This is a genomic window from Pseudarthrobacter chlorophenolicus, from assembly GCF_000962805.1.
GTDB classification, from domain to species: domain Bacteria; phylum Actinomycetota; class Actinomycetes; order Actinomycetales; family Micrococcaceae; genus Arthrobacter; species Arthrobacter chlorophenolicus_A.
Map to the genome: position 1 here is coordinate 132,741 of NZ_JZTW01000004.1, position 26,914 is coordinate 159,654.

Annotated in this window: 29 protein-coding genes, 1 tRNA gene and 2 pseudogenes; 22 read left to right on the top strand and 10 right to left on the bottom strand. The window is 63.9% G+C overall.

Annotation, left to right across the window (positions count from 1 at the left end):
* Window positions 1-86 precede the first annotated feature (86 nt).
* The 6 genes from trpB to pyk all read left to right on the top strand — a co-directional run bounded on the left by trpB (window position 87) and on the right by pyk (window position 11,347).
* A complete protein-coding gene (gene trpB, locus UC32_RS06350) occupies window positions 87-1,415 on the top strand; it encodes a tryptophan synthase subunit beta (RefSeq protein WP_045730406.1) in 1,329 nt (442 codons plus the stop codon).
* Window positions 1,412-2,257, top strand: coding sequence for a tryptophan synthase subunit alpha (gene trpA / locus UC32_RS06355; protein WP_045730407.1), 846 nt, complete (start codon window positions 1,412-1,414; stop codon window positions 2,255-2,257). Before trpB ends, trpA begins: the two co-directional genes overlap by 4 nt.
* 4 nt (window positions 2,258-2,261) lie before the next feature.
* Window positions 2,262-3,452: a prolipoprotein diacylglyceryl transferase gene (gene lgt, locus UC32_RS06360; protein WP_045730408.1), complete on the top strand. Its 1,191-nt coding sequence runs from the start codon at window positions 2,262-2,264 to the stop codon at window positions 3,450-3,452.
* 262 nt (window positions 3,453-3,714) lie between these two features.
* Window positions 3,715-8,328 (top strand): glutamate synthase large subunit, encoded by a 4,614-nt coding sequence (gltB, locus tag UC32_RS06365; protein WP_045730409.1) that lies wholly within the window; start codon window positions 3,715-3,717, stop codon window positions 8,326-8,328.
* A complete protein-coding gene (locus tag UC32_RS06370; RefSeq protein WP_045730410.1) occupies window positions 8,321-9,778 on the top strand; it encodes a glutamate synthase subunit beta in 1,458 nt (485 codons plus the stop codon). Before gltB ends, UC32_RS06370 begins: the two co-directional genes overlap by 8 nt.
* A 78-nt stretch (window positions 9,779-9,856) precedes the next feature.
* Window positions 9,857-11,347: a pyruvate kinase gene (gene pyk / locus UC32_RS06375; RefSeq protein ID WP_045730411.1), complete on the top strand. Its 1,491-nt coding sequence runs from the start codon at window positions 9,857-9,859 to the stop codon at window positions 11,345-11,347.
* A 93-nt stretch (window positions 11,348-11,440) separates the two neighbouring features.
* On the opposite strand, the gene UC32_RS06380 is transcribed toward pyk, so the two are convergent.
* Window positions 11,441-12,046 (bottom strand): ANTAR domain-containing response regulator, encoded by a 606-nt coding sequence (locus tag UC32_RS06380; RefSeq protein WP_015936896.1) that lies wholly within the window; start codon window positions 12,044-12,046, stop codon window positions 11,441-11,443.
* Window positions 12,047-12,252: 206 nt separating this feature from the next.
* On the opposite strand from UC32_RS06380, the gene UC32_RS06385 reads away from it, so the two are divergent.
* The 11 genes and pseudogenes from UC32_RS06385 to UC32_RS20535 all read left to right on the top strand — a co-directional run.
* Window positions 12,253-12,334, top strand: a tRNA-Leu gene (locus tag UC32_RS06385).
* 365 nt (window positions 12,335-12,699) lie between these two features.
* Complete coding sequence (locus tag UC32_RS20920; RefSeq protein WP_235423600.1) at window positions 12,700-12,912, top strand: hypothetical protein; 213 nt, start codon at window positions 12,700-12,702, stop codon at window positions 12,910-12,912.
* Between the two features lie 30 nt (window positions 12,913-12,942).
* A complete protein-coding gene (locus UC32_RS20925; RefSeq protein WP_235423601.1) occupies window positions 12,943-13,209 on the top strand; it encodes a site-specific integrase in 267 nt (88 codons plus the stop codon).
* Window positions 13,210-13,551, top strand: a complete 342-nt coding sequence (locus UC32_RS20930; protein ID WP_235423602.1) for a tyrosine-type recombinase/integrase — start codon at window positions 13,210-13,212, stop codon at window positions 13,549-13,551.
* Between the two features lie 329 nt (window positions 13,552-13,880).
* Window positions 13,881-14,534 carry a hypothetical protein gene (locus UC32_RS20265; RefSeq protein WP_082071959.1) on the top strand — a complete coding sequence of 218 codons (654 nt, stop codon included), beginning with the start codon at window positions 13,881-13,883 and terminating at the stop codon, window positions 14,532-14,534.
* Between the two features lie 102 nt (window positions 14,535-14,636).
* A complete protein-coding gene (locus tag UC32_RS06400; protein ID WP_235423603.1) occupies window positions 14,637-14,861 on the top strand; it encodes a hypothetical protein in 225 nt (74 codons plus the stop codon).
* The gene (locus UC32_RS06405) at window positions 14,858-15,289 is read left to right on the top strand and encodes a DUF6896 domain-containing protein (RefSeq protein WP_045730414.1); all 432 of its coding nucleotides are present in this window, start codon (window positions 14,858-14,860) and stop codon (window positions 15,287-15,289) included. Before UC32_RS06400 ends, UC32_RS06405 begins: the two co-directional genes overlap by 4 nt.
* On the top strand, window positions 15,286-15,777 hold the full coding sequence (locus tag UC32_RS06410; protein ID WP_045730415.1) for a hypothetical protein: 492 nt from the start codon (window positions 15,286-15,288) through the stop codon (window positions 15,775-15,777). Before UC32_RS06405 ends, UC32_RS06410 begins: the two co-directional genes overlap by 4 nt.
* Before the next feature lie 232 nt (window positions 15,778-16,009).
* Complete coding sequence (locus UC32_RS06415; protein ID WP_045730416.1) at window positions 16,010-16,255, top strand: hypothetical protein; 246 nt, start codon at window positions 16,010-16,012, stop codon at window positions 16,253-16,255.
* Between the two features lie 222 nt (window positions 16,256-16,477).
* Window positions 16,478-17,035, top strand: a complete 558-nt coding sequence (locus UC32_RS20025) for a hypothetical protein (RefSeq protein WP_052690532.1) — start codon at window positions 16,478-16,480, stop codon at window positions 17,033-17,035.
* A gap of 85 nt (window positions 17,036-17,120) precedes the next feature.
* Window positions 17,121-17,258: pseudogene (locus UC32_RS20535) on the top strand (PspA/IM30 family protein); the annotation flags it as partial.
* Window positions 17,259-17,305: 47 nt separating this feature from the next.
* On the opposite strand, the gene UC32_RS06425 reads toward UC32_RS20535, so the two are convergent.
* A complete protein-coding gene (locus UC32_RS06425) occupies window positions 17,306-17,941 on the bottom strand; it encodes a hypothetical protein (protein ID WP_045730417.1) in 636 nt (211 codons plus the stop codon).
* Window positions 17,942-18,274: 333 nt separating this feature from the next.
* On the opposite strand from UC32_RS06425, the gene UC32_RS20695 reads away from it, so the two are divergent.
* Window positions 18,275-18,673: a DUF4259 domain-containing protein gene (locus UC32_RS20695; protein WP_045730488.1), complete on the top strand. Its 399-nt coding sequence runs from the start codon at window positions 18,275-18,277 to the stop codon at window positions 18,671-18,673.
* Between the two features lie 25 nt (window positions 18,674-18,698).
* Here the strand turns inward: UC32_RS20695 and UC32_RS06435 are convergent, their stop codons facing one another.
* From UC32_RS06435 to UC32_RS06470, 8 genes are all read right to left on the bottom strand, one after another.
* Window positions 18,699-18,938 carry a hypothetical protein gene (locus UC32_RS06435; protein ID WP_152642572.1) on the bottom strand — a complete coding sequence of 80 codons (240 nt, stop codon included), beginning with the start codon at window positions 18,936-18,938 and terminating at the stop codon, window positions 18,699-18,701.
* A 35-nt stretch (window positions 18,939-18,973) separates the two neighbouring features.
* Entirely contained in the window at window positions 18,974-19,204 is a 231-nt protein-coding gene (locus UC32_RS06440; RefSeq protein ID WP_045730419.1) for a hypothetical protein, read from the bottom strand.
* 228 nt (window positions 19,205-19,432) lie between these two features.
* Window positions 19,433-20,017 carry an SMI1/KNR4 family protein gene (locus UC32_RS06445; protein WP_045730420.1) on the bottom strand — a complete coding sequence of 195 codons (585 nt, stop codon included), beginning with the start codon at window positions 20,015-20,017 and terminating at the stop codon, window positions 19,433-19,435.
* A gap of 37 nt (window positions 20,018-20,054) precedes the next feature.
* Window positions 20,055-20,411, bottom strand: coding sequence for a DUF6984 family protein (locus UC32_RS06450; RefSeq protein WP_052690534.1), 357 nt, complete (start codon window positions 20,409-20,411; stop codon window positions 20,055-20,057).
* Between the two features lie 66 nt (window positions 20,412-20,477).
* Window positions 20,478-20,885, bottom strand: a complete 408-nt coding sequence (locus UC32_RS06455) for a DUF6228 family protein (RefSeq protein WP_200896330.1) — start codon at window positions 20,883-20,885, stop codon at window positions 20,478-20,480.
* Entirely contained in the window at window positions 20,866-21,780 is a 915-nt protein-coding gene (locus UC32_RS06460) for a hypothetical protein (RefSeq protein ID WP_045730421.1), read from the bottom strand. Before UC32_RS06460 ends, UC32_RS06455 begins: the two co-directional genes overlap by 20 nt.
* 9 nt (window positions 21,781-21,789) lie before the next feature.
* Window positions 21,790-21,996, bottom strand: coding sequence for a hypothetical protein (locus UC32_RS06465; protein WP_045730422.1), 207 nt, complete (start codon window positions 21,994-21,996; stop codon window positions 21,790-21,792).
* A 217-nt stretch (window positions 21,997-22,213) separates the two neighbouring features.
* Window positions 22,214-22,738 (bottom strand): hypothetical protein, encoded by a 525-nt coding sequence (locus UC32_RS06470; protein WP_045730423.1) that lies wholly within the window; start codon window positions 22,736-22,738, stop codon window positions 22,214-22,216.
* 90 nt (window positions 22,739-22,828) lie between these two features.
* Here UC32_RS06470 and UC32_RS06475 point away from each other — a divergent pair, with 90 nt between their 5' ends.
* The 4 genes and pseudogenes from UC32_RS06475 (at window position 22,829) to pntB (ending at window position 26,698) form a co-directional block, all read left to right on the top strand.
* Window positions 22,829-23,092: a hypothetical protein gene (locus UC32_RS06475; protein WP_152642573.1), complete on the top strand. Its 264-nt coding sequence runs from the start codon at window positions 22,829-22,831 to the stop codon at window positions 23,090-23,092.
* A 75-nt stretch (window positions 23,093-23,167) separates the two neighbouring features.
* Window positions 23,168-23,402, top strand: a pseudogene (locus UC32_RS20935) (pyridoxal phosphate-dependent aminotransferase); the annotation flags it as partial.
* A 264-nt stretch (window positions 23,403-23,666) separates the two neighbouring features.
* Window positions 23,667-25,226 (top strand): Re/Si-specific NAD(P)(+) transhydrogenase subunit alpha, encoded by a 1,560-nt coding sequence (locus tag UC32_RS06480; protein WP_045730425.1) that lies wholly within the window; start codon window positions 23,667-23,669, stop codon window positions 25,224-25,226.
* Window positions 25,223-26,698, top strand: a complete 1,476-nt coding sequence (gene pntB / locus UC32_RS06485) for a Re/Si-specific NAD(P)(+) transhydrogenase subunit beta (protein WP_235423604.1) — start codon at window positions 25,223-25,225, stop codon at window positions 26,696-26,698. Before UC32_RS06480 ends, pntB begins: the two co-directional genes overlap by 4 nt.
* Window positions 26,699-26,914 lie beyond the last annotated feature (216 nt).

The window sequence follows — 26,914 nt, forward strand, 5'->3', positions numbered from 1 at the left end:
AGCCGGTCCGTGGGGGCGGTACAACAGTCCGGGTGGCCCAGCCCGGACCCATACTTTGATCGAACTACTGGAACAGGACGGGACTGATGGCCGACGCACCTTCAGGAAACGCTGACAACAAAGCCGCAGAAGCATTCCTGCAGGACGGCTCCTTCCGGCACGCCCCGGGACCGTACTTCGGGTCCTTTGGTGGACGCTGGATGCCTGAATCGCTCATCGCTGCCCTGGACGAGCTCGAGGAAACCTTCGACAAGGCCAGGAACGATCCCGAATTCCGGGCCCAGATCGCGGACCTCAACAAGAACTACTCCGGCCGGCCCTCTCTGCTCACCGAAGCGAAGCGCTTCTCCGAGCACGCCGGGGGAGTCCGTGTCTTCCTCAAGCGCGAGGACTTGAACCACACAGGTTCGCACAAGATCAACAACGTCCTGGGGCAGGCCCTGCTGGCCAGGCGGATGGGCAAGACCCGCATCATCGCGGAGACCGGCGCGGGGCAGCACGGTGTTGCCAGCGCGACGGCCGCAGCGCTGCTGGGACTTGAGTGCGTCGTGTACATGGGTGCCGAGGACTGCCGCCGCCAGGCGCTCAACGTGGCCCGCATGGAGCTGCTCGGCGCAACGGTCATCCCCGTGACCAGCGGCTCGCAGACGCTGAAGGATGCCATCAACGAAGCCCTCCGCGACTGGGTGGCAAATGTGGCGAACACCCACTACCTGCTGGGCACCGCCGCGGGTGCCCACCCGTTCCCCGCCATGGTCCGCTACTTCCACGAAGTCATTGGCGAGGAAGCCCGCGCCCAGATCCTTGAGCAGACCGGCCGCCTTCCGGATGCCGTCTGCGCCTGCATCGGCGGCGGTTCCAACGCCATCGGCATTTTCCATGGCTTCCTCGATGATCCGTCCGTCAGGATCTACGGCTTTGAAGCCGGCGGCGACGGCGTGGAAACCGGACGGCACGCCGCCACCATCACGCTCGGCAAGCCGGGCGTGCTGCACGGTGCCCGTTCCTACCTCATGCAGGACGACGACGGCCAGACCATCGAGTCCCACTCCATCTCCGCCGGACTGGACTACCCCGGCGTCGGACCGGAGCACTCCTACCTGTCCGACATTGGCCGGGTCAGCTACGAGCCCATCACCGACAGTGAGGCGATGGACGCGTTCCGCGTCCTGTGCCGCACGGAGGGCATCATCCCCGCCATCGAGTCGGCGCACGCCCTGGCCGGCGGCATCAAGGTGGGCCAGCGGCTCGCCGCCGAAGCCGCAGAAAGCGGCGAGACTGCCGCGGACAGGATCGTCATCATTAACCTTTCCGGACGCGGTGACAAGGACGTGGCCACCGCTGCTGAATGGTTCAACCTGTTGGACAAGGATTCCGCCGAATCGGAAATCGGCAAAGAAGGGGAACAGCTGTGAGCAGTGCACAGGCGGCCGACAAGGCGCAGACCACCAGCAAGTCCGCAGCAGCCATCGACAAGGCCCGCGCCGAAGGCCGCGCCGCACTGATCGGCTACCTCCCCGCGGGATACCCCACCGTGGAACAGACCATCGCCGCCGGCATCGCACTGGCCGAGAACGGTGCCGACCTGATCGAGATTGGCATCCCGTACTCTGACCCCGTGATGGACGGCCAGGTCATCCAGGCCGCCACCACTGAGGCGCTGGCCAACGGCTTCCACGTCCGGCAGGTCTTCGATGTGGTGGAAGGCATCACCAGCAAGACTGATGCCGCTGTCCTGGTCATGACGTACTGGAACCCCGTGGTCCGGATGGGAGTGGACGAATTCTCCCGCCGCCTCGCCGAGGCCGGGGGAGCAGGGCTCATCACCCCGGACCTGATCCCGGATGAGGCCGCCGAATGGTTTGAAGCATCCGACAAGTACGGCCTGGACCGGGTGTTCCTGGTGGCCCCGTCCTCCACCGCCGAACGCATGCAGCGCACCGTCGACGCAAGCCGCGGCTTTGTCTACGCCGTGTCCATCATGGGCGTCACTGGCGCACGCACCTCCGTGAGTTCCGCAGCCAAGGATGTTGTGTCCGCCGCCCACGGCGCCGGCGCCGAGCGCGTCTGCGTGGGCCTCGGCGTGTCCACCGCGGACCAGGTCCGCGAGATCGCCGCGTACGCCGAAGGCGTCATCGTTGGCACCGCACTGGTGGCAGCCGTCCGCGACGGCGGAGTTGACGCCGTCGCGGCCCTCACCAAGGACCTGAGCACGGGCCTGGCGCGGGAAACCGGCCACGCCGGGGAAGAAGCCTAAGGGAATGCAGAGCCTCCTCGCCGCCGCCGAACTGGCGCCCACCCTGGTGACCGCCAGCATCCCCAGCCCAGGCTGGTCTGGATTCGATATTCCCCTGCCGTGGGGTTCCCTCCGCATCCACGCCTACGCCCTGTGCATCCTGGCCGGCATCATTGCTGGCCTCTGGCTCACGTCACTACGCTGGGCGAGGCGGGGAGCCCCGGAAGGCAGCGTCTGGGACATCGTCATCTGGGCCATTCCGTTCGGCATCATCGGCGGCAGGCTCTACCACGTATTCTCATCCCCGGACGCCTACTTCGGCCCAGGTTTCGACGGCACCGGCGACCTGTCGCTGATTCCTCAGATCCAGCGCGGCGGACTGGGCATCTGGGGTGCCGTGGTGCTCGGTGTCATCGGCGCGTGGATCGGCTGCCGCCGCAGCGGCGTCAAGCTCTCCGCCTTCCTGGACGCCGCGGCGCCGGGACTGCTGCTCGCCCAAGCCCTGGGCCGGTGGGGCAACTGGTTCAACCAGGAGCTCTTCGGCGGTCCCACCACGCTGCCGTGGGGACTGCAGATTGACGCGGACAACCCGAACTTCCCCGCCGGGGTCCCGGCGGACACCCTGTTCCACCCCACGTTCCTTTACGAATCGCTGTGGAACATTGCCGGCGTCGTAATCCTGCTCGTCCTGGACCGCCGCTTCAACTTCCGCCGCAGCCGGCTCTTCTGGCTCTACGCCATGTACTACACGCTGGGGCGTGTGTGGATTGAGGCCATGCGCATTGACGACGCCGAGCAGGTTTCGCTGTTCGGGATCACCACGCGGCTAAACGTCTGGACCAGCATTTTGGTCTTCGTTGTGGCGCTGGCGGCCTTCATCCTGCTGGGCCTGAAGAAGCGTACGGAGCCGGACACGGTTTATCTTCCGGGCCGGAAGCCCGCGGACAAATCGGTGGAAAAGACCACGGATACGGGTGCGCAGGTGGACGCCGCGGGCACGGATCGCCAGGTCCGTGATGCGGACTCTGTTGTCTCAGATAGTGAATCGCGTGATAATCTCCCTGATAACCAAAGCGGTTCCAGGCCTGCTTCCGTCCCCGCGGAAAAGGCCCAGGCAGCACCGGCCGGCGGCAAGCCAGGCACGGACGCAGCGGCTGCCGGACACTCCGGCAGCACAGCCACCGGAACGGCACCGGAAGCCGGCAGCACCAAGTAGGGCGCCGGCCAAGGCAGGGCAGCAGAGCCACCGCTCGAAGGGCCCGAACCACAATGTCGTGGCATGGGGCCGAACTTGGACAGCATAGAGCTGCCGTCCGGTGAAGCCCTGGGCAGGGGCCTGCGTAACCGTTAGTTCAGCAGGCCGGGCTGACCTACAATTTCCAGTAAATAACACTTTGTTGTGCCCATCACAGCGGCGCCGACGAGTGGGGCCAACGATGTCCCTTCCATACGCACGATCAGGAGGAAGGACGTCTCCCATGACCCAAACTCTTCACACTCCCAGCTGGTCCGAACCGGATCAGCCCGAGGCCGCCATGTCGCCGTTCAAGCGCTTCGCGTCCCTGCCGGAGGCCGCCGGGCTGTACAACCCGGAGCAGGAGAAGGACGCCTGCGGTCTTGCGATTATCGCCACCCTCCGCGGTGAGCCCGGATATGACATCGTCGATGCCGCTCTCACGGCGCTGCGCAACCTCGAGCACCGCGGCGCCGTAGGCGCTGACGAGGGCACCGGTGACGGTGCGGGCCTGCTGATGCAGATCCCGGACGAGTTCTTCCGGGCAATTACCGAATTCGAACTGCCAGCGGCCGGCCAGTACGTCGCCGGCACCGCTTTCCTTCCGGCTGAACAGCGCGAGGCCGACGCCGCCAAGGCCGGTATTGAGGGCCTGGCAGCTGACGAAGGCCTCACCGTCCTCGGCTGGCGCGAAGTGCCGGTGGTCGCCGACCTCGTCGGAGCCATGGCCCGTGCCTGCATGCCGTACTTCTCCCAGCCGTTCTTCGCGTCCGCCACCGGCGAGACCCTCGAGCGCAACGAGCTCGATTCCCGTGCCTGGCGGATCCGGAAGCGCGCCCAGAACAAGTTCGGCGTCTACTTCCCGTCGCTGTCCTCACGGACCATCGTCTACAAGGGCATGCTCACCACCGCCCAGCTGGAGCCGTTCTACCCGGACCTGTCGGACAAGCGTTTCAAGACCAAGCTGGCGATCGTCCACTCGCGGTTCTCCACCAACACCTTCCCGTCCTGGCCGCTCGCGCAGCCGTTCCGGACCATCGCCCACAACGGCGAGATCAACACCGTCAAGGGCAATCGCAACTGGATGCGCGCACGCCAGTCCCAGCTCGCCAACCCGCTGCTCGGCGACGCCCCGGAAGAGCTGTACCCCATCTGCACCCCGGGTGCCTCGGACTCCGCCTCCTTCGATGAGGTGGCCGAGCTGCTGTGGCTTTCGGGCCGCCCCATCACACACTCGATCATGATGATGATCCCTGAGGCATGGGAAAACCACGCCACCATGGATCCGGCCCGCCGCGCGTTCTACGAGTACCACTCCCTGCTGATGGAACCGTGGGACGGCCCAGCTGCAGTGTCGTTCACGGACGGCAACCTGGTGGGCGCCACCCTGGACCGCAACGGCCTCCGCCCGGGACGCTTCTGGATCACCGAAGACGGCCTGATCGTCTTCGCCTCCGAGGTGGGCGTCATCGACGTCGAGCCTTCCCGCGTAGTCAAGAAGGGCCGCGTGTCCCCGGGCAAGATGTTCCTGGTGGACACCGACGCAGGCCGGATCATCGACGACGAAGAGGTCAAGGCCGAAGTCGCCGCAGCCAACCCGTGGGCTGAGTGGGTCAAGGACAACCTGATCGACCTCAACGAACTGCCCGAGCGCGAGCACGTGGTGCACACGGCCGCGTCCGTGAACATCCGCCAGCGGACCTTCGGTTACACCACCGAGGAACTGAAGATCCTGCTGGGCCCGATGGCCCGTACAGGTGCCGAGCCGCTCGGTGCCATGGGTTCCGATACTCCGGTGGCCGTGCTGTCCAAGCGGCCCCGCCTGCTGTTCGACTACTTCGTGCAGTCGTTCGCGCAGGTCACCAACCCGCCGCTGGATGCCATCCGCGAAGAACTGGTCACCTCGCTGACCTGCGCGATCGGCCCTAACGGCAACCTGCTGGACACGAAGCAGGTCCGCCAGCCCCAGGTCCAGCTTCCGTTCCCGGTGATCAACAACGACCAGCTCGCCAAGATCGCCAACATCGAAAGCCCTGACGGCGACCGCTTGTCCATGAAGGTCCGCGGCCTCTACCGCCCCGAAGGCGGCGAGAACGCCCTCCGCGCCCGCCTCACCGAAATCTGCGAGCAGGTTTCCGGTGCGATCAACCGCGGCGTGCAGTACATCGTGCTGTCCGACCGTGACTCCAACGCCCAGTGGGCGCCCATCCCGTCGCTGCTGCTGGTCAGCGCCGTGCACCATCACCTGCTGCGCAGCGCCAACCGCACCAAGACCGCACTGGTGGTCGAAGCCGGCGACGTCCGCGAGACGCACCACGTTGCAGTCCTGATCGGCTACGGCGCATCCGCCGTGAACCCGTACCTGGCGATGGAATCCGTGGAGCAGCTCATCGCGGCCGGTGACGTCACCGGCGTGACCCCGCAGGACGGCGTCTACAACCTGATCAAGGGGCTCGGCAAGGGCGTCCTGAAGATCATGTCCAAGATGGGCATCTCCACTGTTGCCTCCTACACCGGTGCGCAGACGTTCGAGGCCCTCGGCCTGGGCCAGGACCTGGTGGACGAATTCTTCGCGGGCACCCATTCGCAGCTCGGCGGCGTTGGCCTGGACGTCATCGCAGCCGAAGTTTCCGCGCGGCACCAGATGGCCTACCCCGAGGGCGGCATCGAGCAGCCGCACCGCCCGCTGCTGGGTGGCGGCGAATACCAGTGGCGCCGCGACGGTGAACCGCACCTGTTCAACCCGGAGACCGTCTTCCGGCTCCAGCACGCCACACGCGAACGCCGCTACGACATCTTCAAGGCCTACACCAAAGGCGTGGACGACCAGTCCACCAACCTGATGACCCTGCGCGGCCTGCTTAAGTTCAAAAACGAGCGCCTCGCAGTTCCGCTCGAGGAAGTTGAGCCCGTCTCCAGCATCGTCAAGCGGTTCTCCACCGGAGCCATGAGCTACGGCTCCATCTCCCAGGAGGCCCACGAGACGCTGGCCATCGCCATGAACCAGCTGGGCGGCAAGTCCAACACCGGGGAAGGCGGCGAGGACGTGGACCGGCTGCTCGACACGAAGCGCCGTTCTGCCGTCAAGCAGATCGCCTCCGGCCGCTTCGGCGTGACCAGCCTCTACCTGACCAACGCCGACGACATCCAGATCAAGATGGCCCAGGGCGCCAAGCCCGGTGAAGGCGGCCAGCTGATGGCGCAGAAGGTCTACCCGTGGGTTGCCCGCACGCGGCACTCGACCCCGGGCGTCGGCCTCATCTCCCCGCCCCCTCACCACGACATCTACTCGATCGAGGACCTGGCGCAGCTCATCTACGATGCCAAGCGTGCCAACCCGTCGGCCCGTGTTCACGTGAAGCTCGTCTCGGAAGTCGGGATCGGCACTGTGGCGTCCGGCGTGACCAAGGCAAAGGCCGACGTCGTACTCGTCTCCGGACACGACGGCGGCACCGGCGCCTCGCCGCTGAACTCGCTGAAGCACGCCGGTGTCCCCTGGGAGCTCGGCCTCGCCGAAACCCAGCAGACCCTGATGCTCAACGGGCTCCGCGACCGCGTGGTGGTGCAGGTGGACGGCCAGCTCAAGACCGGCCGCGACGTTGTGATCGCCGCACTCCTGGGCGGTGAAGAGTTCGGTTTCGCCACGGCTCCGCTGGTGGTGGAAGGCTGCATCATGATGCGCGTCTGCCACCTGGACACCTGCCCGGTGGGCGTTGCCACCCAGAACCCCGAGCTGCGGGCCCGCTTCAGCGGCAAACCCGAGTTCGTTGTCAACTTCTTCGAGTTCCTTGCCGAGGAGGTCCGCGAGATTTTGGCGGAGCTCGGTTTCCGCAGCCTCGAAGAGGCCATCGGCCACGCCGAGGTCCTCGACACCCGCGAAGCCGTTGACCACTGGAAGGCCGACGGGCTGGACCTGGATCCGATCCTGCACGGCCTCGAGTTCGACGACGACGCGCCGCTGCGCAACATGACCGGCCAGAACCACGAGCTGGACAAGCACTTCGACCAGCGCCTGATCACCATGGCCACCGAAGCGCTGACGGACCGCAGCCCGGTGAAGATCACCGTGGACGTCATCAACACCGACCGTTCGGTGGGCACGATGCTGGGCCACACCGTCACCAAGGCATTCGGCACCGACGTGCTCGCCACGGACACGATCGACATCACCCTGAACGGCACCGCCGGCCAGTCGCTGGGCGCCTTCCTGCCCGCAGGCATCACGCTGCGGCTGTACGGCGACTCGAACGACTACGTGGGCAAGGGCCTTTCCGGTGGCCGGATCGTTGTCCGCCCGGACCGCACCAACGTGTTCAAGGCGGAGACCAACGTCATTGCCGGCAACGTCATCGGTTATGGTGCCACCAGTGGTGAAATGTTCCTGCGCGGCCAGGTGGGCGAACGCTTCCTGGTCCGCAACTCCGGTGCCACCGCCGTCGTCGAAGGCATTGGCGATCACGGCTGCGAGTACATGACCGGTGGCCAGACGCTGATCCTGGGGCGCACCGGGCGTAACTTCGGTGCCGGCATGTCCGGCGGTACCGCGTACGTCCTTGACCTGCGGACCACCCGCGTCAACAAGCAGGCCCTCGAATCCGGCGAGCTGCAGCTGCGCGAACTGGATGCCGAGGACCGCGACATCGTCCACGGGCTGCTGGTGAAGCACATCGAGGAAACCGACTCGCAGCTGGCCGCGCGCCTGCTGGAGAACTTCGATGACACCGTTGCCCGCATTACCAAGGTGCTGCCGCGCGACTACGCGGCCGTGCTGCAAACCCGTCTCGACGCCATCGAAGAGGGCCTTGACCCTGACGGCGAAGAAGTTTGGTCTCGAATCCTGGAGGTGACCGGTGGCTGACCCACGCGGATTTCTGAAAGTACGCCAGCGTGAAACCCAGCCGCGCCGTCCCGTTCCCGTCCGCATCATGGACTGGAAAGAGGTCTACGAGGCCCAGGAGAAGGGCACGCTGAAGGCCCAGGCGGGCCGCTGCATGGACTGCGGCGTTCCGTTTTGCCATCAGGGCTGCCCGCTGGGCAACCTCATTCCCGAATGGAATGACCTCACCTGGCGGGACAAGGGCGAGGAAGCCATCGAGCGCCTGCACGCCACCAACAACTTCCCGGAATGGACCGGCAGGCTCTGCCCTGCCCCCTGCGAGGCGTCCTGCGTGCTGGGCATCAACCAGCCAGCGGTGACCATCAAGCAGGTTGAGGTCTCCATCATCGATGAGGCCTTCGACAACGGCTGGGTCAACCCGCTGCCGCCGCACAGGCTTACGGGCAAGACCGTGGCCGTCGTCGGCTCCGGACCCGCCGGGCTGGCAGCTGCCCAGCAGCTCACCCGCGTTGGGCACACTGTTGCCGTCTACGAACGGGACGACAAGATCGGTGGCCTGCTGCGGTACGGCATCCCCGACTTCAAGATGGAAAAAGAGCAGGTGGACCGCCGGCTTGAGCAGATGAAGGCCGAAGGCACACGTTTCCGCACCGGTGTTGCTGTTGGTACCGACGTCACCTGGGAACAGCTGCGCCGCCGGTACGATGCCGTGGTCATCGCCACCGGCGCCACGGTGCCGCGCGACCTGCCCATCCCGGGCCGCGACCTGGACGGCGTGCACTTCGCCATGGATTACCTGGTTCCGGCCAACCGCGTGGTGGCGGGGGAGTCCATCGAGGACCAGATCCATGCGCAGGGCAAGCACGTGGTGATCCTGGGCGGCGGCGACACCGGAGCCGACTGCCTCGGCACCGCCCACCGTCACGGCGCCGCGTCCGTGACGACGCTGGCCATCGGCAAGCAGCCGCCGGCCGAGCGTGCCGGCCACCAGCCCTGGCCCACGTTCCCCACCCTGTTCGAAGTTGCCAGCGCCCACGAGGAAGGCGGCGAGCGTACGTACCTGGCCTCGACCGTTTCCTTCGTGGGGGAGGACGGCAAGCTGACCGGCGTCAAGGTTGCCGAAACCGAATTTGTTGACGGCAAACGCCTGCCCAAGGCCGGCACCGAGCGGATTATCCCCGCCGACCTGGTGTTCCTGTCGCTGGGCTTCACCGGCGCTGAGCCTGCCAACATCACCGAACAGGTGAAGGCCGAATTCGACGGCCGCGGCAACGTGTCCCGCGACGGTTACTACATGACCAACACCGAGGGCGTCTTCGTGGCCGGCGACGCCGGCCGTGGCCAGTCCCTGATCGTCTGGGCAATCGCGGAAGGCCGCGCCGCCGCTGCGGCAGTGGACAAGTACCTGATGGGCAGCACCATCCTGCCGGCGCCGGTGGCGCCGACGGACCGCGCCATCGCCGTCCTCTAGCCGCCGTCCTCCAGCGGTGCATGGAGGGTTCACCTCCTCGACAACTTAACCAATGCAAGTGACCAATAGGGTAGGTATATGAGACGCGCAAAAATTGTGGCGACATTCGGTCCGGCCATCGCCAGTTACGAGAACACCCTCGCGGTGCTGGAAGCCGGCGTTGACGTTGCCCGCATGAACATGAGCCACGGCGACTACACCGTGCACGACAACACCTACGAGAACGTCCGCAAGGCCGCCTCGGACCTGGGCAAGGCCGTGGCCATCATGGCCGACCTGCAGGGTCCCAAGATCCGCCTGGGCCGCTTCGTCGATGGCCCGCACGCCCTTGCCGTCGGTGACACCTTCACGATCACCACCGAGGACGTTCCCGGCACGCAGGAGATCTGCTCCACCACGCTGAAGACCCTCACCGAGGACGTCAAGGTGGGCGACGCCCTCCTGATCGACGACGGCAAGGTGGCGCTGCGCGCCGTTGAGGTCGACGACGTCAAGGTCGTCGCCGAGGTAACCGTGGGCGGCATGGTGTCCAACAACAAGGGCATCAACCTGCCGGGCGTGGCCGTCAACGTTCCCGCACTGAGCGAAAAGGACGAGGACGACCTCCGCTGGGCCCTGCGCCGCGGCGTGGACCTGGTTGCCCTGTCCTTCGTCCGTGACGCGCAGGACATCACCCGCGTCCACGAGATCATGGATGAGGAAGGCCGCCGCGCACCGGTCATCGCCAAGATCGAAAAGCCGCAGGCCGTGGACCAGCTGCCTGAGATCATCGACGCGTTCGATGCCATCATGGTGGCCCGTGGCGACCTCGGTGTTGAACTGCCGCTCGAGGAAGTTCCGATCGTCCAGAAGCGCGCCGTCGAACTGGCCCGCCGCTGGGCGAAGCCGGTCATCGTGGCCACCCAGGTGCTCGAATCCATGATCGACAACCCGCGCCCCACCCGTGCAGAGGCTTCAGACTGCGCCAACGCCGTGCTCGACGGTGCGGACGCTGTCATGCTGTCCGGTGAAACCAGCGTGGGCAAGTACCCGATCGAAACCGTGAAGACCATGGCCCGGATCATCGAATCCACCGAGGTCCACGGCCTGGAGCGCGTTCCCCCGCTGGGGACCAAACCCAAGACCCGTGGCGGCGCCATCACCCGTGCCGCCGTCGAAATCGCCGACCAGCTGGACGCCAAGTACATCTGTGCGTTCACACAGTCCGGTGACTCGGCCCGCCGCCTGTCCCGCCTGCGGCCCATCAAGCCGGTCTTCGCATTCACCCCGGTGGAGCAGGTCTGGAACCAGATGGCCCTCACCTGGGGCATCCAGCCGGTACTGGTGCAGATGGTGGACCACACCGACGCCATGACCGCGCAGGTGGACCGCAGCCTCTCGGACATGGGACTGGTGGAGGACGGTGACCTGGTGGTCATCGCCGCCGGTTCCCCTCCCGGAAAGGCCGGTTCCACGAACTCGCTGAAGGTGCACAAGGTTGGCGACCTCGCCGACTCCACCCGCGGGGGAGAAGTCACCAGCAACAAGGAAAAGCTCGGCCCCTGGCCGGAAAAGAAGAAGAAGGCCTAGCTCTTCTGAACGGAAAAGGACCCCTGCCGGCTGGCAGGGGTCCTTTTCGCTGTGGCGCGGCCCGTCGTCGTAACCGCTCCGGGCCTGGCCCGGCTAGTTGACCTGGTTGATGATGGTCTCCGCGACCTCGCGCATGCTGAGGCGGCGGTCCATGGAAGTCTTCTGGATCCAGCGGAAGGCCTCGGGCTCGGTGAGGCCCATCTTGGTGGTGAGCAGGCTCTTGGCGCGTTCCACGAGCTTGCGGGTGGCGAACTGCTCTTGCAGGTCGGAGACCTCGCTTTCGAGGGCCTTGATCTCCTCGTGGCGGGAGAGCGCAATTTCCAGGGCAGGGATGAGGTCCGCCGGGGTGAAGGGCTTCACGACGTAGGCCATGGCGCCGGCGTCGCGGGCGCGCTCAACCAGTTCCTTCTGGCTGAAGGCGGTGAGCAGCACGACGGGGGCGATGCGTGCCTTCACGATCTTTTCGGCTGCCGAGATGCCGTCCATGACGGGCATTTTGACGTCCATCAGGACCAGGTCCGGCTTGAGTTCCTCGGCCAGCTGCACGGCCTTTTCGCCGTTGTCCGCCTCACCGATAACGTCGTAGCCTTCGCCGCGCAGGATCTCGATGATGTCGAGGCGGATGAGGGTTTCATCCTCAGCCACGATGACGCGGCGCGCCGGCTGGGATGTGGATTTGGACTCCGTCTGTTCAGTCACGGGATCTCCTTGGAGGGGTACGGCGGGACATCACTATCTTAGGTGCCACCGCGGTTGTTACTTGGCCAGCATGGGTACGGTTGCGGCAACGGCGGCGCGATTCTGGACTTCAGCCTATCTGCATGTAGAGTAATTCCGCGTACGTGAAGCGATCGCGTTGCTCACAATCAGCTGTGGGCGTACCTATCCTGCTTCGCGTATTCCGCGCCCGAGTGGCGGAATTGGCAGACGCGCCGCACTCAAAATGCGGTATCGAAAGGTGTGTGGGTTCGAGTCCCACCTCGGGCACAGTATCGCCGCAGGTCAGGCGCCTGTTGAGCGGTTGAGTGTGGACAAAAACGCTCAAACTGTGAACAGCGGCGTAGCATTTTTTGCATGGCCAGGATCCGCAAACGCGTGAAAAAGGACGGTACACAGTCCTTCATGGTCTGCTGGCGGGATCCGAAGACGCGTTCTTCACAGGGCCTCACTGTCGCAACACTTCTCGAGGCTGAAACCCTCAAACGGCTTTTGGACGCCAACGGTCAGACGTTCGAGATTGCGCAGCACGCGATGCTCACAAACGCGAAGCGCACACCCACTGTGGCGGAAGTCGTCCAGGACACAACGATCTTTTGGTTCGGCCCTCCAGCGGAACCACGAAGACCTACCAGGTGATGCTGGACCGGCATATCCGAAATGTCATCGGACATGTCCCGGTGGACAAGTTGGACTACCGCCTCATGGCGCACTGGGTGAAGGCGATGGCCTCGAAAGGGCTGGCGCCTAAAACGATCCACAACATCCATGGCCTGATCTCGGCTGCGATGAACACGGCTGAGATGCTGAGCTACATCACTCGCAACCCTTGTCGCGGGGTGCAGTAGCCGCCGATTGAGAAGGCTGAAGATGAAGCCATGTTCCTCACCCATGCTGAGTTCAGCTTGATCATGGAAGGCATGGGGGAGCGGTACAAAGCTTTCACCAATTTCCTGGTCATGACCGGTACCCGGTTCGGCGAGGCCACCGCCCTAACTGTGGCGGACGTGGACCTGCTCTCCAAACCGCCCACCGCGCGGATCAACAAGGCCTGGAAACGGGACGGGCAGTCGCAGTTTTATATCGGTGCCACAAAGACCGGGGCCGGCAAGCGCACCATCGGGCTGAACCCTGCGCTGGTCTAGTTGCTGATCCCGCTAGTTTCTGCGCGGCCGGGCAAAGAGCTTGTTTTTACGACGCCCACGGGCGGGCGAATCATCCACAAGCTCTATTGGCACCATTACTGGGTTCCTGCCGTTCGAACGGCGCAGGCCATCGGGCTGACGAAGAATCCCCGGATTCACAATCTGCGGCATACACACGCCTCGTGGTTGATCCAGGACGGGGTGCCGCTGTTCACGATATCGCGCCGGCTGGGACACGCCTCGACCAAGACGACGGAGCAGGTCTACGGGCACCTAATGCCGGAAGCGTTGCAGGTCGGTGCTGATGCCACCGAGCGGTCGGTAACAGCCTTCCAGCGGTAGCGGCACCGGGTCATGTAGGGGATTCCACGTTACGGCATGAAAGTGGAAGACAGCTCTTTTCTCCGGAGGTTTCCATGGACATCGAATTCTTCGAGCCAGCCGAGGCGGCCGCTCTCATGTCCTGTTTGGGGAGGTGGAGTCTGGTGTCATCAGAGATGTGAAGCGCCGTTTGGTTGCGGGGGAAAGTGTAAGTTTGAACTGGTCGATGATGACAATCCCGAGCAGTCAGCCGGGGCTTCCGTCTACGTTCCTGCTTCGCCATGGCTTTACCGGAGGCAAAGTAGCAACCAATTCATTCAATAACTTGCCGAAGTCATAAGGGCTAACAGATGCGACAAAGTACAACGATCCACGATGCCTTCATTTCTGACGGCTTGCTGCGCCTCCAAAAAGAAGCCTTCTCCGAGGGAGGACCTGGTTACGGTGCGGAAGCTGTCGTTAGCACGTCATGGATACAGCAGACTCTGTCTCGTCGGTACGAAGATGTACAGCGGAACGGGCAATGGGGTTATCCCGACTTTGACGCCGAATTTTCCTATGAGGCGATGGACAGTTGGCTACTCGAGGTTCGCGCGCGCTCCTATGTCCCGGGAGAAGGGACATGGATAACCTATAGGGTACACCTCTATCCTCAAGCAGAGGGACATCTGGAGGTGTTCGACGAAGAGCTCCTGTCCAGAGGCCTCTTTGCCACCCCCGGTGAGGAAGATGCACCGTCTGACGCCGAGACGCTAAAATCAGAACTTATTGCCTTTCCCAGGACGGCAGAAAATATTCCGTCTTGGATGTGGAATACGTTTCGAACTGCCGGCGTCACACCGCCTTTATACAACTCAGAGCTCAATGCCGTCGAATGGGATAATCGGCGTCGGAAGGTGACAGAACGAGGTACGGACTTCACGGAAGAACCTACAGTCATCGATGCTCATTTGGAGCCGGGCCTGTTTGGAAAAATCGGGAGAAAACTCTTCGGCCAAGGCTAGGTTCAGCACGGACTTACTCTGTGCTAATCGGTGTGGGGCCATGATGTTCATCCCCTTCTACACCTTCAGCCTGGTGATCTCCGACCCCGGAGCGTCGTGCAGGTGTTCACATACTTCCCACTGACCGCCCCGGTCACCGCCCTGCTCCGCAACGCGTTCGGCACCCTCAGCCCCCTCGAATCCGGCCTCGTCATCGCTGAACTGCCGATCGTCGGGATCCTCATCTTTCGCCTCGCCGTCCACCTGTTCCGGTACGGGGCCATCGCCTACGGCAAGAAACGCTCCATCGCCGGGACGTTCCGCCGCAGCGAACTCGCCGCCAAGTGAGTGACCCGGCGGCCATCGTTGAGACGTTCGTCCGGCTGACGTCGAGGTGCCTGGACGCCCTGCTCACGGTGTACGGAGGCAACGAAAGGCCGACGGTGTGGACCGGCTTGTGGCTCGTGCCACGGGATGGAAGTGACCCGGTCCGGTCCGGTGTCCTGGATGAGCTGGGTTCCTTCCACCTGCACGGAGTCGGGTGCCGCTTCGAACTAGACTCTGGGGAGGACCTGGATGTCGACTGGGACTGGGACGGGCGGGCAGTGTTCAATTCGTGGCGGATCCTGATGTACGCCCACTCGACGGGGGACGAGGCCGTCACCGAGCAGGCACTGAGGGCTACAGCGCTGCAAGCGCCGTCAGTGGTCGTCTTGGAAGCGGACAAATTCATTTTCTCGCACCGCCGGTATGACGTCACGAGGTCGGAATCATGAGGCTGAACTTCAGCCGGCGGTCAGCGGTCGCTGCCCTGGGCCTCGTCGTGTGCGGCATGCTGCTGACCGGCTGTTCATTGTTCGAGGTGCCCATACCCGCTAATGACGTGCAGGCCGCCGAAGTCGAAGGAACCTGGCACACCGACAACGGACCGGAGAAGCGGACCCAGCTCGAACTGCAGCCCAACGGCACAGCAGCCTGGACCGGAGTTCCCGGCGGCGTTTTCGACGGTTTCGCGTCAACGCCGACTCTGGACTGGGACAACAGGACGGACTACTACGGCACTTGGACCCTGGAACAAGACCAATGCCCCGTTGGCAACGACTATCAGATTGTCCGGCTCCACGTGGAGAAGGAGAACAAGCCCTGGGTGTACTGGCTCTATGTCATGGGCCCAACAGATGGCAGAAGCCTGTACCAGTGGCTGGGCGACCCGGACAACGCCGATCGGCTAACCTTCCGCCGCGACGGCAACGACCCCGTGTGACTCGCCGCCACCGACACTAGGCGCCCTGCACGGCGACACGAACCGTGAGAGGCGCGGCCACATGTCAACCGGACCGGTCTTGCCCGCACGGGCCGTCACCGGCCTGCAGCCTACCTGTGGGGCCCAGACGGTCGGACCCGCGAACCGTTGGTAAACCGGCAGGATGAGGTGGCACGCTGTGTCTGTGCTGATTTGCAGGAGCGGGACCTGGTTGTACGCAGGAGATGTCACGATGTCCGTGGACATCGTCGGCCTGCCTTACGACTTTTGGTTTGGGCTGGCTCAGATAGATGAGCAGCTCGAACCCGGTGAATCGGCTCAGCCGCTCGGCAAGGAAGGGCTGCTCTACTACGTGAGGTTTCGCCACGCCGGAGAGACCGAGGAACCCACCTGGCCGGATTCCGAAGGCCAGACCACCATTGAAGCTGCGGTCAGTATCGCCGAGCAACGCACCCCGAGCCAGATCACCTGGGCTTAGCCCGGGCTGAGGCCTGAACCTACCGCGTGACGACGCCAACTCCTGGGGCCAATAGGGCCATCGCAGCCTCCGCAAGGCCGACGAGTTCCGGTCCGCCGGCAACTGTTGCGATGCGGACAAGTTCGACGCCCTCGCCCGGCCGCGCTCAAAGCCTGATCCGTGCCTGCCAGCCATCGGCGTTTGCCCTGTTCAGAGCGGAATTACTGTGGAACACTTCGTGGCATGAACGACCCCAGAAGCCGGATCCTTCCACTCCTCCGCCAAGACGAGAGACTCCTGTGGGTAGGGCAGCCCGACCCACGCGTCCGTTTCACCGGAGCGGATGCGTTTCTGATCCCCTTCAGTATTCTTTGGGGCGGTTTCGCGATCTTCTGGGAGGCAATGGCTGTCACCTCGGTCAAACAACCCTTCTTCATCCTCTGGGGCATCCCCTTCGTTTTGGTCGGCCTGTACTTCATCTTCGGCAGGTTCATCTACAAGAAGCGGCGCAAACTCATCACGGCCTACGCTCTTACAGACCGTCGGGCCATTGTCTGCACGGGTGAGCGGTCCGTTTCAGAAGCGCCCATCAGCGGCCTGACCACCAAAGTTGACCGAGCCAAGGACGGCCGGCACGTCAGCGTGACGTTCGGGAGCCAGGGCCTCGGAGGACTGCTCGGGATGTACCAGAACACCGGAATGGACTTCTTCAGCTTGGGTCTCGGGCAGACGGTGGCCTTCTACGACGTCGAAGACACCGAAGGACTACTGGGTGCCTTGGACCAGTCCAGGGTTCTTTAGCGCCATGCGCCGGACGGGAGAATGACTGCCCTTCGTCGAGAAGCTGCTTCCGATGCGGGGCCCTGCGGACAGAATGATGCGCTACGTGGAGAACATCCGCCGCGAGGAAGCCACCTTCCGCGGCCAGCAGGTACTCGCCGCCTCGTCCCGAAATGCCCAATTCGCCTCCCTCTGGGACTCCGGAAAGCAGACAGAAGTGGAAGCACGGCCGGCCGCGCTCTAATCCATCGACTGGAAAGCCATCGACTACCGGGGAAAAATGCGAGCCAATCAGTCCAGCATCTGCTGGGTGTCTGTTAGGAACCGTCCGAGTGCCCGAAACTCTCGTATGGGCACGGCAATGGCTAAGGTGACTGCGGTGCCCACGAGAACTATTAGCCACCACCAGGTTGAGTTCCTGCTGTTCAGAAGCTGCACCAGAAATTGCAGTTCAAGGATGGGGATGATCAAAATGAGCTGGGTGGCCAAGCCCTTCCTTTCCCGGACAGCGGCGGCACGCTTAACAACCAAGTGTTCTGGCGTCGCCGGAATTTTGCCCAGGATTTCCCGTCGCAACTGCTTCTGCTCGTGGGGCTGTAGGGACATCAGCACGTTGATCCGGCCCATTTCAACGGCAGGACCAATAACCTTTGCGTTGTAGACGATGCCGCCGGCAATCGCTCCCAAATATGCCAGTGCTATTCCGGCGAAAAGGTAAGACAGGGAAGCGGCCCACTCGCCCTGGAAGAGCAGAAGGCCCACACCAGCGCCGACGACGAAAAGCAGCACCATACCCGTGGGGAAGTATGTCGTGAAGTACCGTTTGACGGCCTGATCCAGGCCTTTGTCGGCAATACCTTCGGCACGGCGCTCCGCCTTGGCCCACCGGTCTGCGGATCCGGCCAGCAAATCGTCGACTCCGGCCATGGGTACCTCCCGGTTTGAACTCCATCCACATGCACTTCTACGTCCACGCTACTTCTGGGCTGGAATTCGGCAAGGAAGTTGATGAAGACTTTGGACACTCGTCCAGCCAGAGGTGTTCGCCTCCGGCGAGTGCCGGAGCCCGTGCAGCGGCCAGTCCAGTTCGCCGTTGATGACAGAGCGGGAAGCACCCTGCACCGTCCACATCGTCTCAGGGTCCATGCCTTGATTCTGCCTCAGTATCCAGGCTGCTCAGCGTCTGGTTCGTGTCATGGGGCTCGGCATGCCCCTCTCTGCCATAGTGGTGTCACCGACAGGCAATCGAGAGGGGCGATGATGGGCGCATGGGGCTACCTGCCGTTTGAGAACGACGACGCGATGGACTGGCTGGCTGAACTCGACGCCGGCGGGACTGAGGCCGTCCGAACCGCGCTGGCCAAGACGGGGGAGGGCTATGTGGAGGCGCCCGAGGGCAGCGTTGCTGTCGCGGCCGCCGAGGTCATCTCCGCCAGTCAGGGCAATCCGCCCGGCATCCTACCGGAGAACGTCGCTGACTGGGTGACCGCACACGGGCGGGGAATCACCGCTGAGGACGTGGAGCTCGCCCGGGAAGCCGTCCAACGGGTCGCAGGGGATGAGTCCGAACTGGCTGAGCTCTGGGACGACGCCGACGAAATCGAATGGCGCGAATCCCTCGACGACCTTGCCGAGCGGCTTCGGACCGCGCTGCGGTAGTTGTGAGGCGCGGCGTCGAGGCTTGTCAGTCTGCTGCCCGTAGGAGTGTTTCGAACTGGCTCAGCGAGACAACGCTCTTACGGTCCACGTCGAGCTCGTCCTCCACGGTGGCTGTGCCTGCATCGACGTCCAGCAGCACGTTGAAGGTGTTGTACGTCAGGTATTGCAGTCCGGCCTGCCGCTGCTCAATGATCATCAGCAGCTGCGCGCGGATGTAGTCGTTCGCCTCGCCGGCAAGAAACTCATCGATCGGCGTCGGCGACATCTTCACTAAAGCCTTCGTGAGGCGGTGCTGCCGGCTCACCGTTCAGGATGGGTGCCGCTTCGCCTCGATCGCCACCCGAGGACGGCCATCGAGAGCCAGAAGATCGTGAATGCAGCGCCGGCGATGACGAATACCCAGTCGACGCCGGTCCAGTGCCCCTCGCCGAGCCGGATCAGCGGCGGCGCGATCAGGCAGACGCCCAAAATGGCGCCCAAGACTTGCGCCCGAGAACTCCGAAAGTACGGGTCTACCTGCATTTTCCCCATGCCGCAGTCTCTCAGCTCCCTACCCTTGTGACTAGTCGCGACGTGGGCCAGCCGCCGGTCCCACAGGGTGCATCGTCGGCCTGCTTCCTGGGAGGGTTCCGCCAGCCCGGAATCTCGTCCAAGGCCGCAGCGTAGTCGGGGGAGGGGATGCCCACCGAGGCTTCCTTCCGCCGGGGGCCAGCCAGATCATCGCGTTTGGGCGATGCCATCCGCGTCTCGTCCGGGCGTCTAGTAGGCATCCCAGCCCCGCGCTTCCGGGTTCACGGTCCGTGCCAGCGCCGCGTAGGCTTCGTCGTCCGCGTCGAGGTGGCCGGAGGGGTGAAGGAAGAAGATTCCGCGGTCAAAGGCTGCTACGAAGGTTTCGAACATCGACGAAACGGTCAGGTACAGCACGTGATGTTCTGGTTCTCCCAGCATGAAGTGGCGTACGTGCCCCCAGCTGCCCGGGTTGTCGGAGCAGTCCACCGCGAAGAAGTCGCCACCCCCATTCGCCAGCAGCGGCAGCCACGACGGGTTCCACCGTGCGTCGTCCCGGAACACTGCGTGGTTGGCGAGTGTTTCGTAGAGGCTAGGGAAGTAGAAGCCCGGGATGATGTGGATGTCATCGAGCATGGCACCTGGATAGTCCAGGGTCCCGTCGCGCCACGCATAGAGTTTGATGACATCGCCGGGCAAGACAAGTCCGGCGTTGGCGGCCTTTTCAAGCAGGATCCGTTCGGGCAGGCCGGCCTGCAGCACTCCGGTGACAGGCCGGCTGAGAACGGAGAGATGCCCGAGAAGCTCCGGCAGGGAGTTGTCGAGATCAGCGGGCATAGGTCGAACCTAGCAGCTGCAGTCTCCGCCCTCGTCGCTAAGCCAGCTCTGCAGGGTCAGACACTATGTCGGCCTTCGTTTTGGGCAGCCTCCGTCGAGGGGAAAAGTCCACCCTCCAGCTGTCGAGTTCGTAGACGTCGTCATCCGTGTCCAGATTCAGGGCAACCTGGACCGGGAAGTTGTCACTGTCTTTGAACCAACCCTCCGCGAGCGTCCGTCCGTACTCCCGGTCTGGTTTGCTGCTATGAAATTGGAGGCTGCCCATGCCGCCGTCGTTCGTGTCACTTACGAGCAAAGCCGAGAGATCTAGAGCATTCCATCGCGGCTGGCCTGTGCGCTCAAGCAGTGCTTGAACGATGACAATTTCGCCTGGGAGAAGCGGTCTGAGAGTCATCTGAAAATCCTAAGCTTGGCCGGCGCGCAGAATTTGCACATTATGCCGACCCCTTCAGAGGGTCCGCTACCGCCGTGCCGTGAACAGTGCCTGCACGTCTTCGCTGGCACGGCTGAGCTCTTCGCCGGCGTCGAGGGTCACCGTGCCGCTGACACGCCATTCTTCGGGGGAGAAAGGATCCTGGAGAGTGAAGTGCAGCTTGACGTGGCTTCCGGTGTGGGTGGCCTCCAGCAGCAAGTCGCCCTCAATGGACTCGTAGGTCCGTGCCCCGTCCCAGCCCCGCCAGTTCTCGGCCAGGCCATTGAAGAATTCCCTGAGGTCCGCGGACGTATACAGGTAGACCTCTCGCTGCGCGGACAGGCCTTCCAACGCCACGGAGACGGTCACGCCGGCGATTTCGCCGCCGGATTCGCGGCGGACAGTGCGAAAGGTGAGCCGCGCAGACTGGCCGATCTCAGCCTTTTCCATCGTCATCCTCTCGAGCCTCATTCTCCTCGGCTTCTGCTGCTTCCTGCTTGGCCAGAACCTCCTGGAAGCGCAACTCCATAGCGCTCGGGGGCCTTGGGGGCGCGGGCGCCCGGAGCCGGACGCGGTGCCAGTCCAGTGTCTCGACGTCAGCGGATTCGCGCAGGGCATCGATCAGGTCCTTGCTGCCGAACACCCTGGTGCCCATCAGGTCGTAATCAGTCCACAGCACCCACGTCCGATCCTCGGGCCACCACAGCTCCGGGCTGAACTCCTGCCCTCCGGTGGCGAGCATCGAGGGCAGCATGGTCGCCAGATTGAAGGAGAACACCCGGATGGATTCGGCCTCGAAGATGTTGGTGATGGGCGAGAACCTGCCGAGCATCCGGGTCGAGCCGGTATGCGCTGCCAGGACGGGAACGAGCGCCTCCAAATCAGCTTTCCCCAGAGAGCCTTCCGTTGGCCACAGTGAATCTTGGGGTGCCACGCCGGGAGGCATGACCACGTAGTCGGCGCCGCTATCGTTCAGCAGGGCCGACCAGCAGTAGGCGGGCGGAATCTCAATGCCGTCGTCGCCGGCGGGCCCCTGCAGCGGGACACCTTTGTCGGCGGCAGTTTCTTCCCAGTTGATCCGCTGCCACCCAGCAGGGGCGTGCGTGCCGAAGCCGAAGCCCGGAAGACGGGCACCATCTTCTGGCTCGGGAGCCACATCGGCCGGCCGGAAGAACTGGGCGTGAAGGATCCAGGTGCTGTGCGAAAAACCATCGGGAAGCCGGTCGCAAAGAAGGTCTGCCAGGAGTCCATCGCCAAAGAAGCCCTCGCCCAGCCATGCCAGTTCCGGGCCAGCCAAACCCTCCCAAGACCAACCTTCGGGCAGTGCCCGCAGTTCTTCTGATTCCCCCATGGGATGAGCCTACCGGCGGTCGTAACTAGAGGAATGACTCCCAAGGCGCTGTTCACTGACTGCGAGGGGTGCGCCGGGATCCGAGAGCGGGTTGTCCCGGGCTTCAGCCGCCGGCGGCTGGCGGGACTTGGCCAGGACAACCAGCAGCGTCAGGACGGTAACCGTCCAGCCGATCCCGGTGAGCAGCACCAGGCCGATTGCCGCTAAGGGGTGCATGGCGACAGTCTAGGGCCGGGGAACCGGGCGGCATGGCTGAAACTCCGGCTCGGCTGTCAACCGGAGCCCGAACATGGGAAAGGGTGCGCTCCCGTTCGCTGAACGCGCCCTTCTCGCTTCCCCCTACCCGCTCCCTTTCCGAATGTCACCATGCAAGCATGCTTAGGACCTTGGCAGGTAAGCCATCCAAACGTCTACCTATTGCCGCGGGCTACTGTCAGCGACCCCACCGGCGTTCCAGCCATCGAAGGTACAACTGTCTGCTGTTCCTGAAGAGCCACCCCGAGCGGGCCAAGCCAGCGGCCACGCTGAGGATTGCTGTGGCCAGCAGCCCGGTGTAGGGGAGTGTCTCGAGGGAAGTGCCGCGGGGCGTCAGGAAGATCATGGCGGCCGCAATCAGCACCGCGGCGATCACCAGGACTTTGACCAAACCGGGGGTGAGCCGAATTCCTTGCTCCAGCCGTGGCAGGTCCTTGGCCGGTTTCGGTAGCTTCGTCGAGAACCGAACTCCTATGGTCAGGAGCCAGCCGGCGGCGGAAATCGGCGCGCCCAGGAAGATCGTTTCCCGGCCGCGGCTGGTGTCCTGACCGACCAGGCCGGAGAGCATTGCATCGACAGCGCCCGTTATTGCCAGTGCCGCTCCGTAAAACCAGGCCCAAAAGATCCAGGACCGGCGCTGCGCGTGGCCAAGTTCGAGAGCCCGTTCATCTGCCGCCATCGCGGTGGCATCCCCCAATGTCATGAACCGCACTCTACCTGCAGGCTATGGCCCGCCCGCCCCGCCGGCCGTATAACGATGAGCCGCGCCGGAACAACCGCACACATGCCTCCCATGACCAACATCCTCGCTAATGTCGATCGTCCGCTCCGTCGACGTCCTGCTGCCGAGGACCGCTGCATCCGGACGCCCGAAGCCCGGGCCAGCCTCCCCAAGGGCATCATTACCATCGAGGCCGACGACTGCCTTGCCAGCGGGATCAGCAAGTCCACCAGCGCCGGGATCAGGCCGACAGTCGTCTTACCGGCACCGGTTCTGGTCACGCCAAAATTCGCAATAGATGCTGGTGAGACAAAGACCTATCTGATATGTTTTTAGTGATCTTATAGATATATCAGTGCTTGTCGAGTCTCTTCGCGGCTCGACCGTCAGCTCAATGAGGAGTGGATTGGCATGAAAGAACTCGCGCACCGGCTCGGTCGTCTGGGCACGGAAACCGCCGACAGCGTCGCCCAAGGGCGGACGCCAGGAAGTCGATGGGGAACCGCGTATACCCCTTCCATCTGGGCCACATCAATATTCAGACCACGCCACACATGACTGAGGCAAGCCCGTAATTACGAAATTCCTGCAGGCAATCATGAACCCGGGCCAGGAACTGCTCTGCCCGAACCCCGGCTTCCCGATCTAGGAATCGCAGATCGAGTACCAACGTTCTGGCAGTGCTCAGCCGAGGAGCGCCGCGCGCACCGAATAATTAGAGGCGACTGGCGCCCGCGGACTACAAACCAGGCCTGGCAGTAGCCCCCTCCCTTGGGGACGGTGCGAAGCTACTTAGCTCCCGGCGTCGTCCGTCTCGACGGCGGCTGGTCTTCGTATGCAGGACAGGTCCCTACTGCCTCCCGGCAACAGTAGTCACCGGGGAATCGCACGTTAAAGAGAGAGATCATAAGTGACACGTATTGGCATTGTCGCCGAATTAGGTAGCGAGACACGGGTGGCGGCGACGCCCACCACGGTGAAGCGGTTGTTGGAGTTGGGCTACGAGATTGTGGTCGAGAAGGGCGCAGGGGAGTCCTCGGCTTTTCGAGATGAGGACTACGAGGCCGCAGGTGCCTCGGTGGTGGGTGCTGATGAGGCGTGGGGCAGTGAGGTGGTGCTGCGGATCAATCCACCCTCGGAGGAGGAGATTGGCCGTTTGGCTGACGGTGCGACGCTGATTGGGATGCTGGCGCCGGGTCTGCGGCCGGAACTGGTGGAGGCACTTGCGGCGCGTCCTATTACGGCGCTGGCGTTGGACGCTGTTCCGCGGATTTCGCGTGCGCAGTCGATGGATGTGCTCAGTTCGATGGCGAATATCGCCGGGTATCGTGCGGTGATTGAGGCTGCCCACGAGTTTGGCAGGTTCTTCACGGGCCAGGTGACTGCGGCGGGCAAGGTCCCGCCGGCAAAGGTCCTGGTGGCGGGTGCAGGTGTTGCCGGGCTGGCGGCGATCGGTGCGGCATCGAGCCTGGGCGCGATTGTGCGTGCGACGGATCCGCGGCCCGAGGTCGCGGATCAGGTGAAGTCCATTGGCGGGTCCTACCTCAAGGTGGAGGTTGAGGAGGAGATGAAATCCTCGGACGGGTACGCCAAAGCAACGTCGGAGGCATACAACCGGCGGGCAGCGGAGATCTACTCCGAGCAGGCAGCCGATGTGGACATCATCATCACCACCGCCCTGATCCCGGGCCGGCCGGCGCCGAAGCTGCTCACGGCCGATGACGTGGCCGCGATGAAGCCGGGCAGCGTGATTGTTGACATGGCTGCCGGCCAGGGCGGGAACGTGGAAGGCTCAGTGGCCGGGGAGCGGACCGTCACCGAAAACGGTGTAGTCATCCTCGGCTACACGGACCTGCCGACCCGGTTGCCGGCCCAGGCCTCGCAGCTGTACGGAACTAACCTGTTGAACCTTCTTAAGCTCCTCACCCCGGAGAAGGACGGGCAGCTGAGAATCGACTTCGACGACGTCGTCCAGCGTTCAGTGACGGTGGTGCGGGAGGGTGAGAAGACCTGGCCGCCGCCCCCGGTGCAGGTCTCCGCTGCCCCCGCTCCTGCCGCCCAAGCCCAAACCGTGGCTGAAGAAGCAAGTTCGCCGAAGGAGAAGGAAGGCCTCAGTCCTGCGGGCAAGGCGCTCTTGTTCGCTTCGGGGATCGCGGCCCTCTTCGGCATCAACACCGTGGCCCCGGCGCCGCTGCCGCAGCACTTCACGGTGCTGATGCTTTCGGTCGTGGTGGGCTTTTACGTCATCGGGAAGGTCCACCACGCCCTTCACACCCCATTGATGTCCGTCACCAACGCGATCTCGGGGATCATCGTGGTCGGTGCCCTGCTTCAGGTCACTTCGGAGAACCCGGTGGTGCAGGTCCTCGCGGCCGTCGCTGTCCTGCTGGCCAGCATCAACATCTTCGGCGGTTTCGCCGTGACCCGGCGCATGCTCGCCATGTTCTCGGCCGGGAAGGCACGTTCATGAGCCACGCCACCGAAGCAACAGAAATCATCTCGAGGAGCCTTACTTTGCCTGACGCCGTCTCTGGTCCGCTGACCGCGGAATCCATCGCCGGGGCGGCCTACGTCGTCGCGGCCCTGCTGTTCATCCTCAGCCTCGCCGGGTTGAGCAAGCACGAACGAGCCAAGGCCGGCGTCATCTACGGCATCACCGGCATGGTCATCGCGCTGGCTGCCACGGTCTGGCTGACCGTGCAAGGTGCCTGGGGAACAAACCACGGCCTGACCGGCCTGGCCCTGCTCGTCGCCGCCGTCCTGGTGGGCGGTGCGATCGGACTCTGGCGCGCCCGGGTGGTCGAGATGACCGGCATGCCCGAGCTCATCGCGCTGCTGCACAGCTTCGTCGGCCTGGCCGCGGTGCTCGTTGGATGGAACGGCCACCTTCAAGCCCCGCACCTGACCGGAGCCTTGAAGGACGTCCACCACGCCGAAGTGTTCATCGGCGTCTTCATCGGAGCGGTCACCTTTACCGGCTCCATCGTCGCGTTCCTGAAACTGTCGGCCCGGATGAAATCCTCACCGCTGATGCTGCCCGGCAAAAACGCCATCAACCTCGGCGCCCTCGCCGTCTTCGTCGCCTTAACCGTCTGGTACGTCAATGACTCCCAGCTCTGGCTCCTCGTCGTCGTGACGGTGCTTGCCCTCGGACTGGGGTGGCACCTGGTGGCCTCCATCGGCGGCGGCGACATGCCCGTCGTCGTGTCCATGCTCAACAGCTACTCCGGCTGGGCCGCGGCCGCGGCAGGCTTCCTGCTGAACAATGACCTGCTGATCATCACCGGTGCACTGGTTGGTTCCTCCGGCGCTTACCTGTCCTACATCATGTGCAAGGCCATGAACCGGTCCTTCATCTCCGTGATAGCCGGCGGCTTCGGCATCGCCGCCCCCGCCAGCAAAGGAGACACAGACCAGGGCGAGCACCGTGAAATTACGGCCGAGGCAACAGCCGAAATGCTCACCAACGCCTCGTCCGTCGTGATCACCCCCGGCTACGGCATGGCCGTCGCCCAGGCCCAATACCCCGTGGCCGAACTCGCACACCAATTGCGCGAACGGGGAGTGAACGTCAGGTTCGGGATCCACCCCGTCGCCGGACGCCTGCCCGGGCACATGAACGTCCTCCTTGCCGAAGCCAAGGTCCCCTACGACATCGTTTTGGAAATGGATGAAATCAATGACGACCTCGACAGCACCTCCGTGGTCCTGGTCATCGGCGCCAACGACACCGTCAACCCCGCCGCCGCAGAAGACCCCGGCAGCCCCATCGCCGGAATGCCTGTCCTCAAAGTGTGGGGAGCCGAGAATGTCGTCGTGTTCAAACGCTCAATGGCCGCAGGCTACGCCGGAGTCCAGAACCCGCTGTTCTTCCGGGACAACTCGCAGATGCTCTTCGGCGACGCCAAACAACGCGTCGAAGACATCCTCAAGGCCTTCTAGTTCCCCAGACCTGTCCTTCTCCCGCGGGAATGTCCTTGACCCTTGTGTGGTCCGGGCACCTGCTCTCACCACCTATGAACCGAGATGAGAGACGATGATTCTGCGCCGACTGTTTCGCACCAGTAGTCCGATCAACGGGACACCATCGAATGAACCGGAGCCGATGCCCAAAACCGGGCAAACACCGTTGCACCCTGTCAGTTTCATTGACGAGAT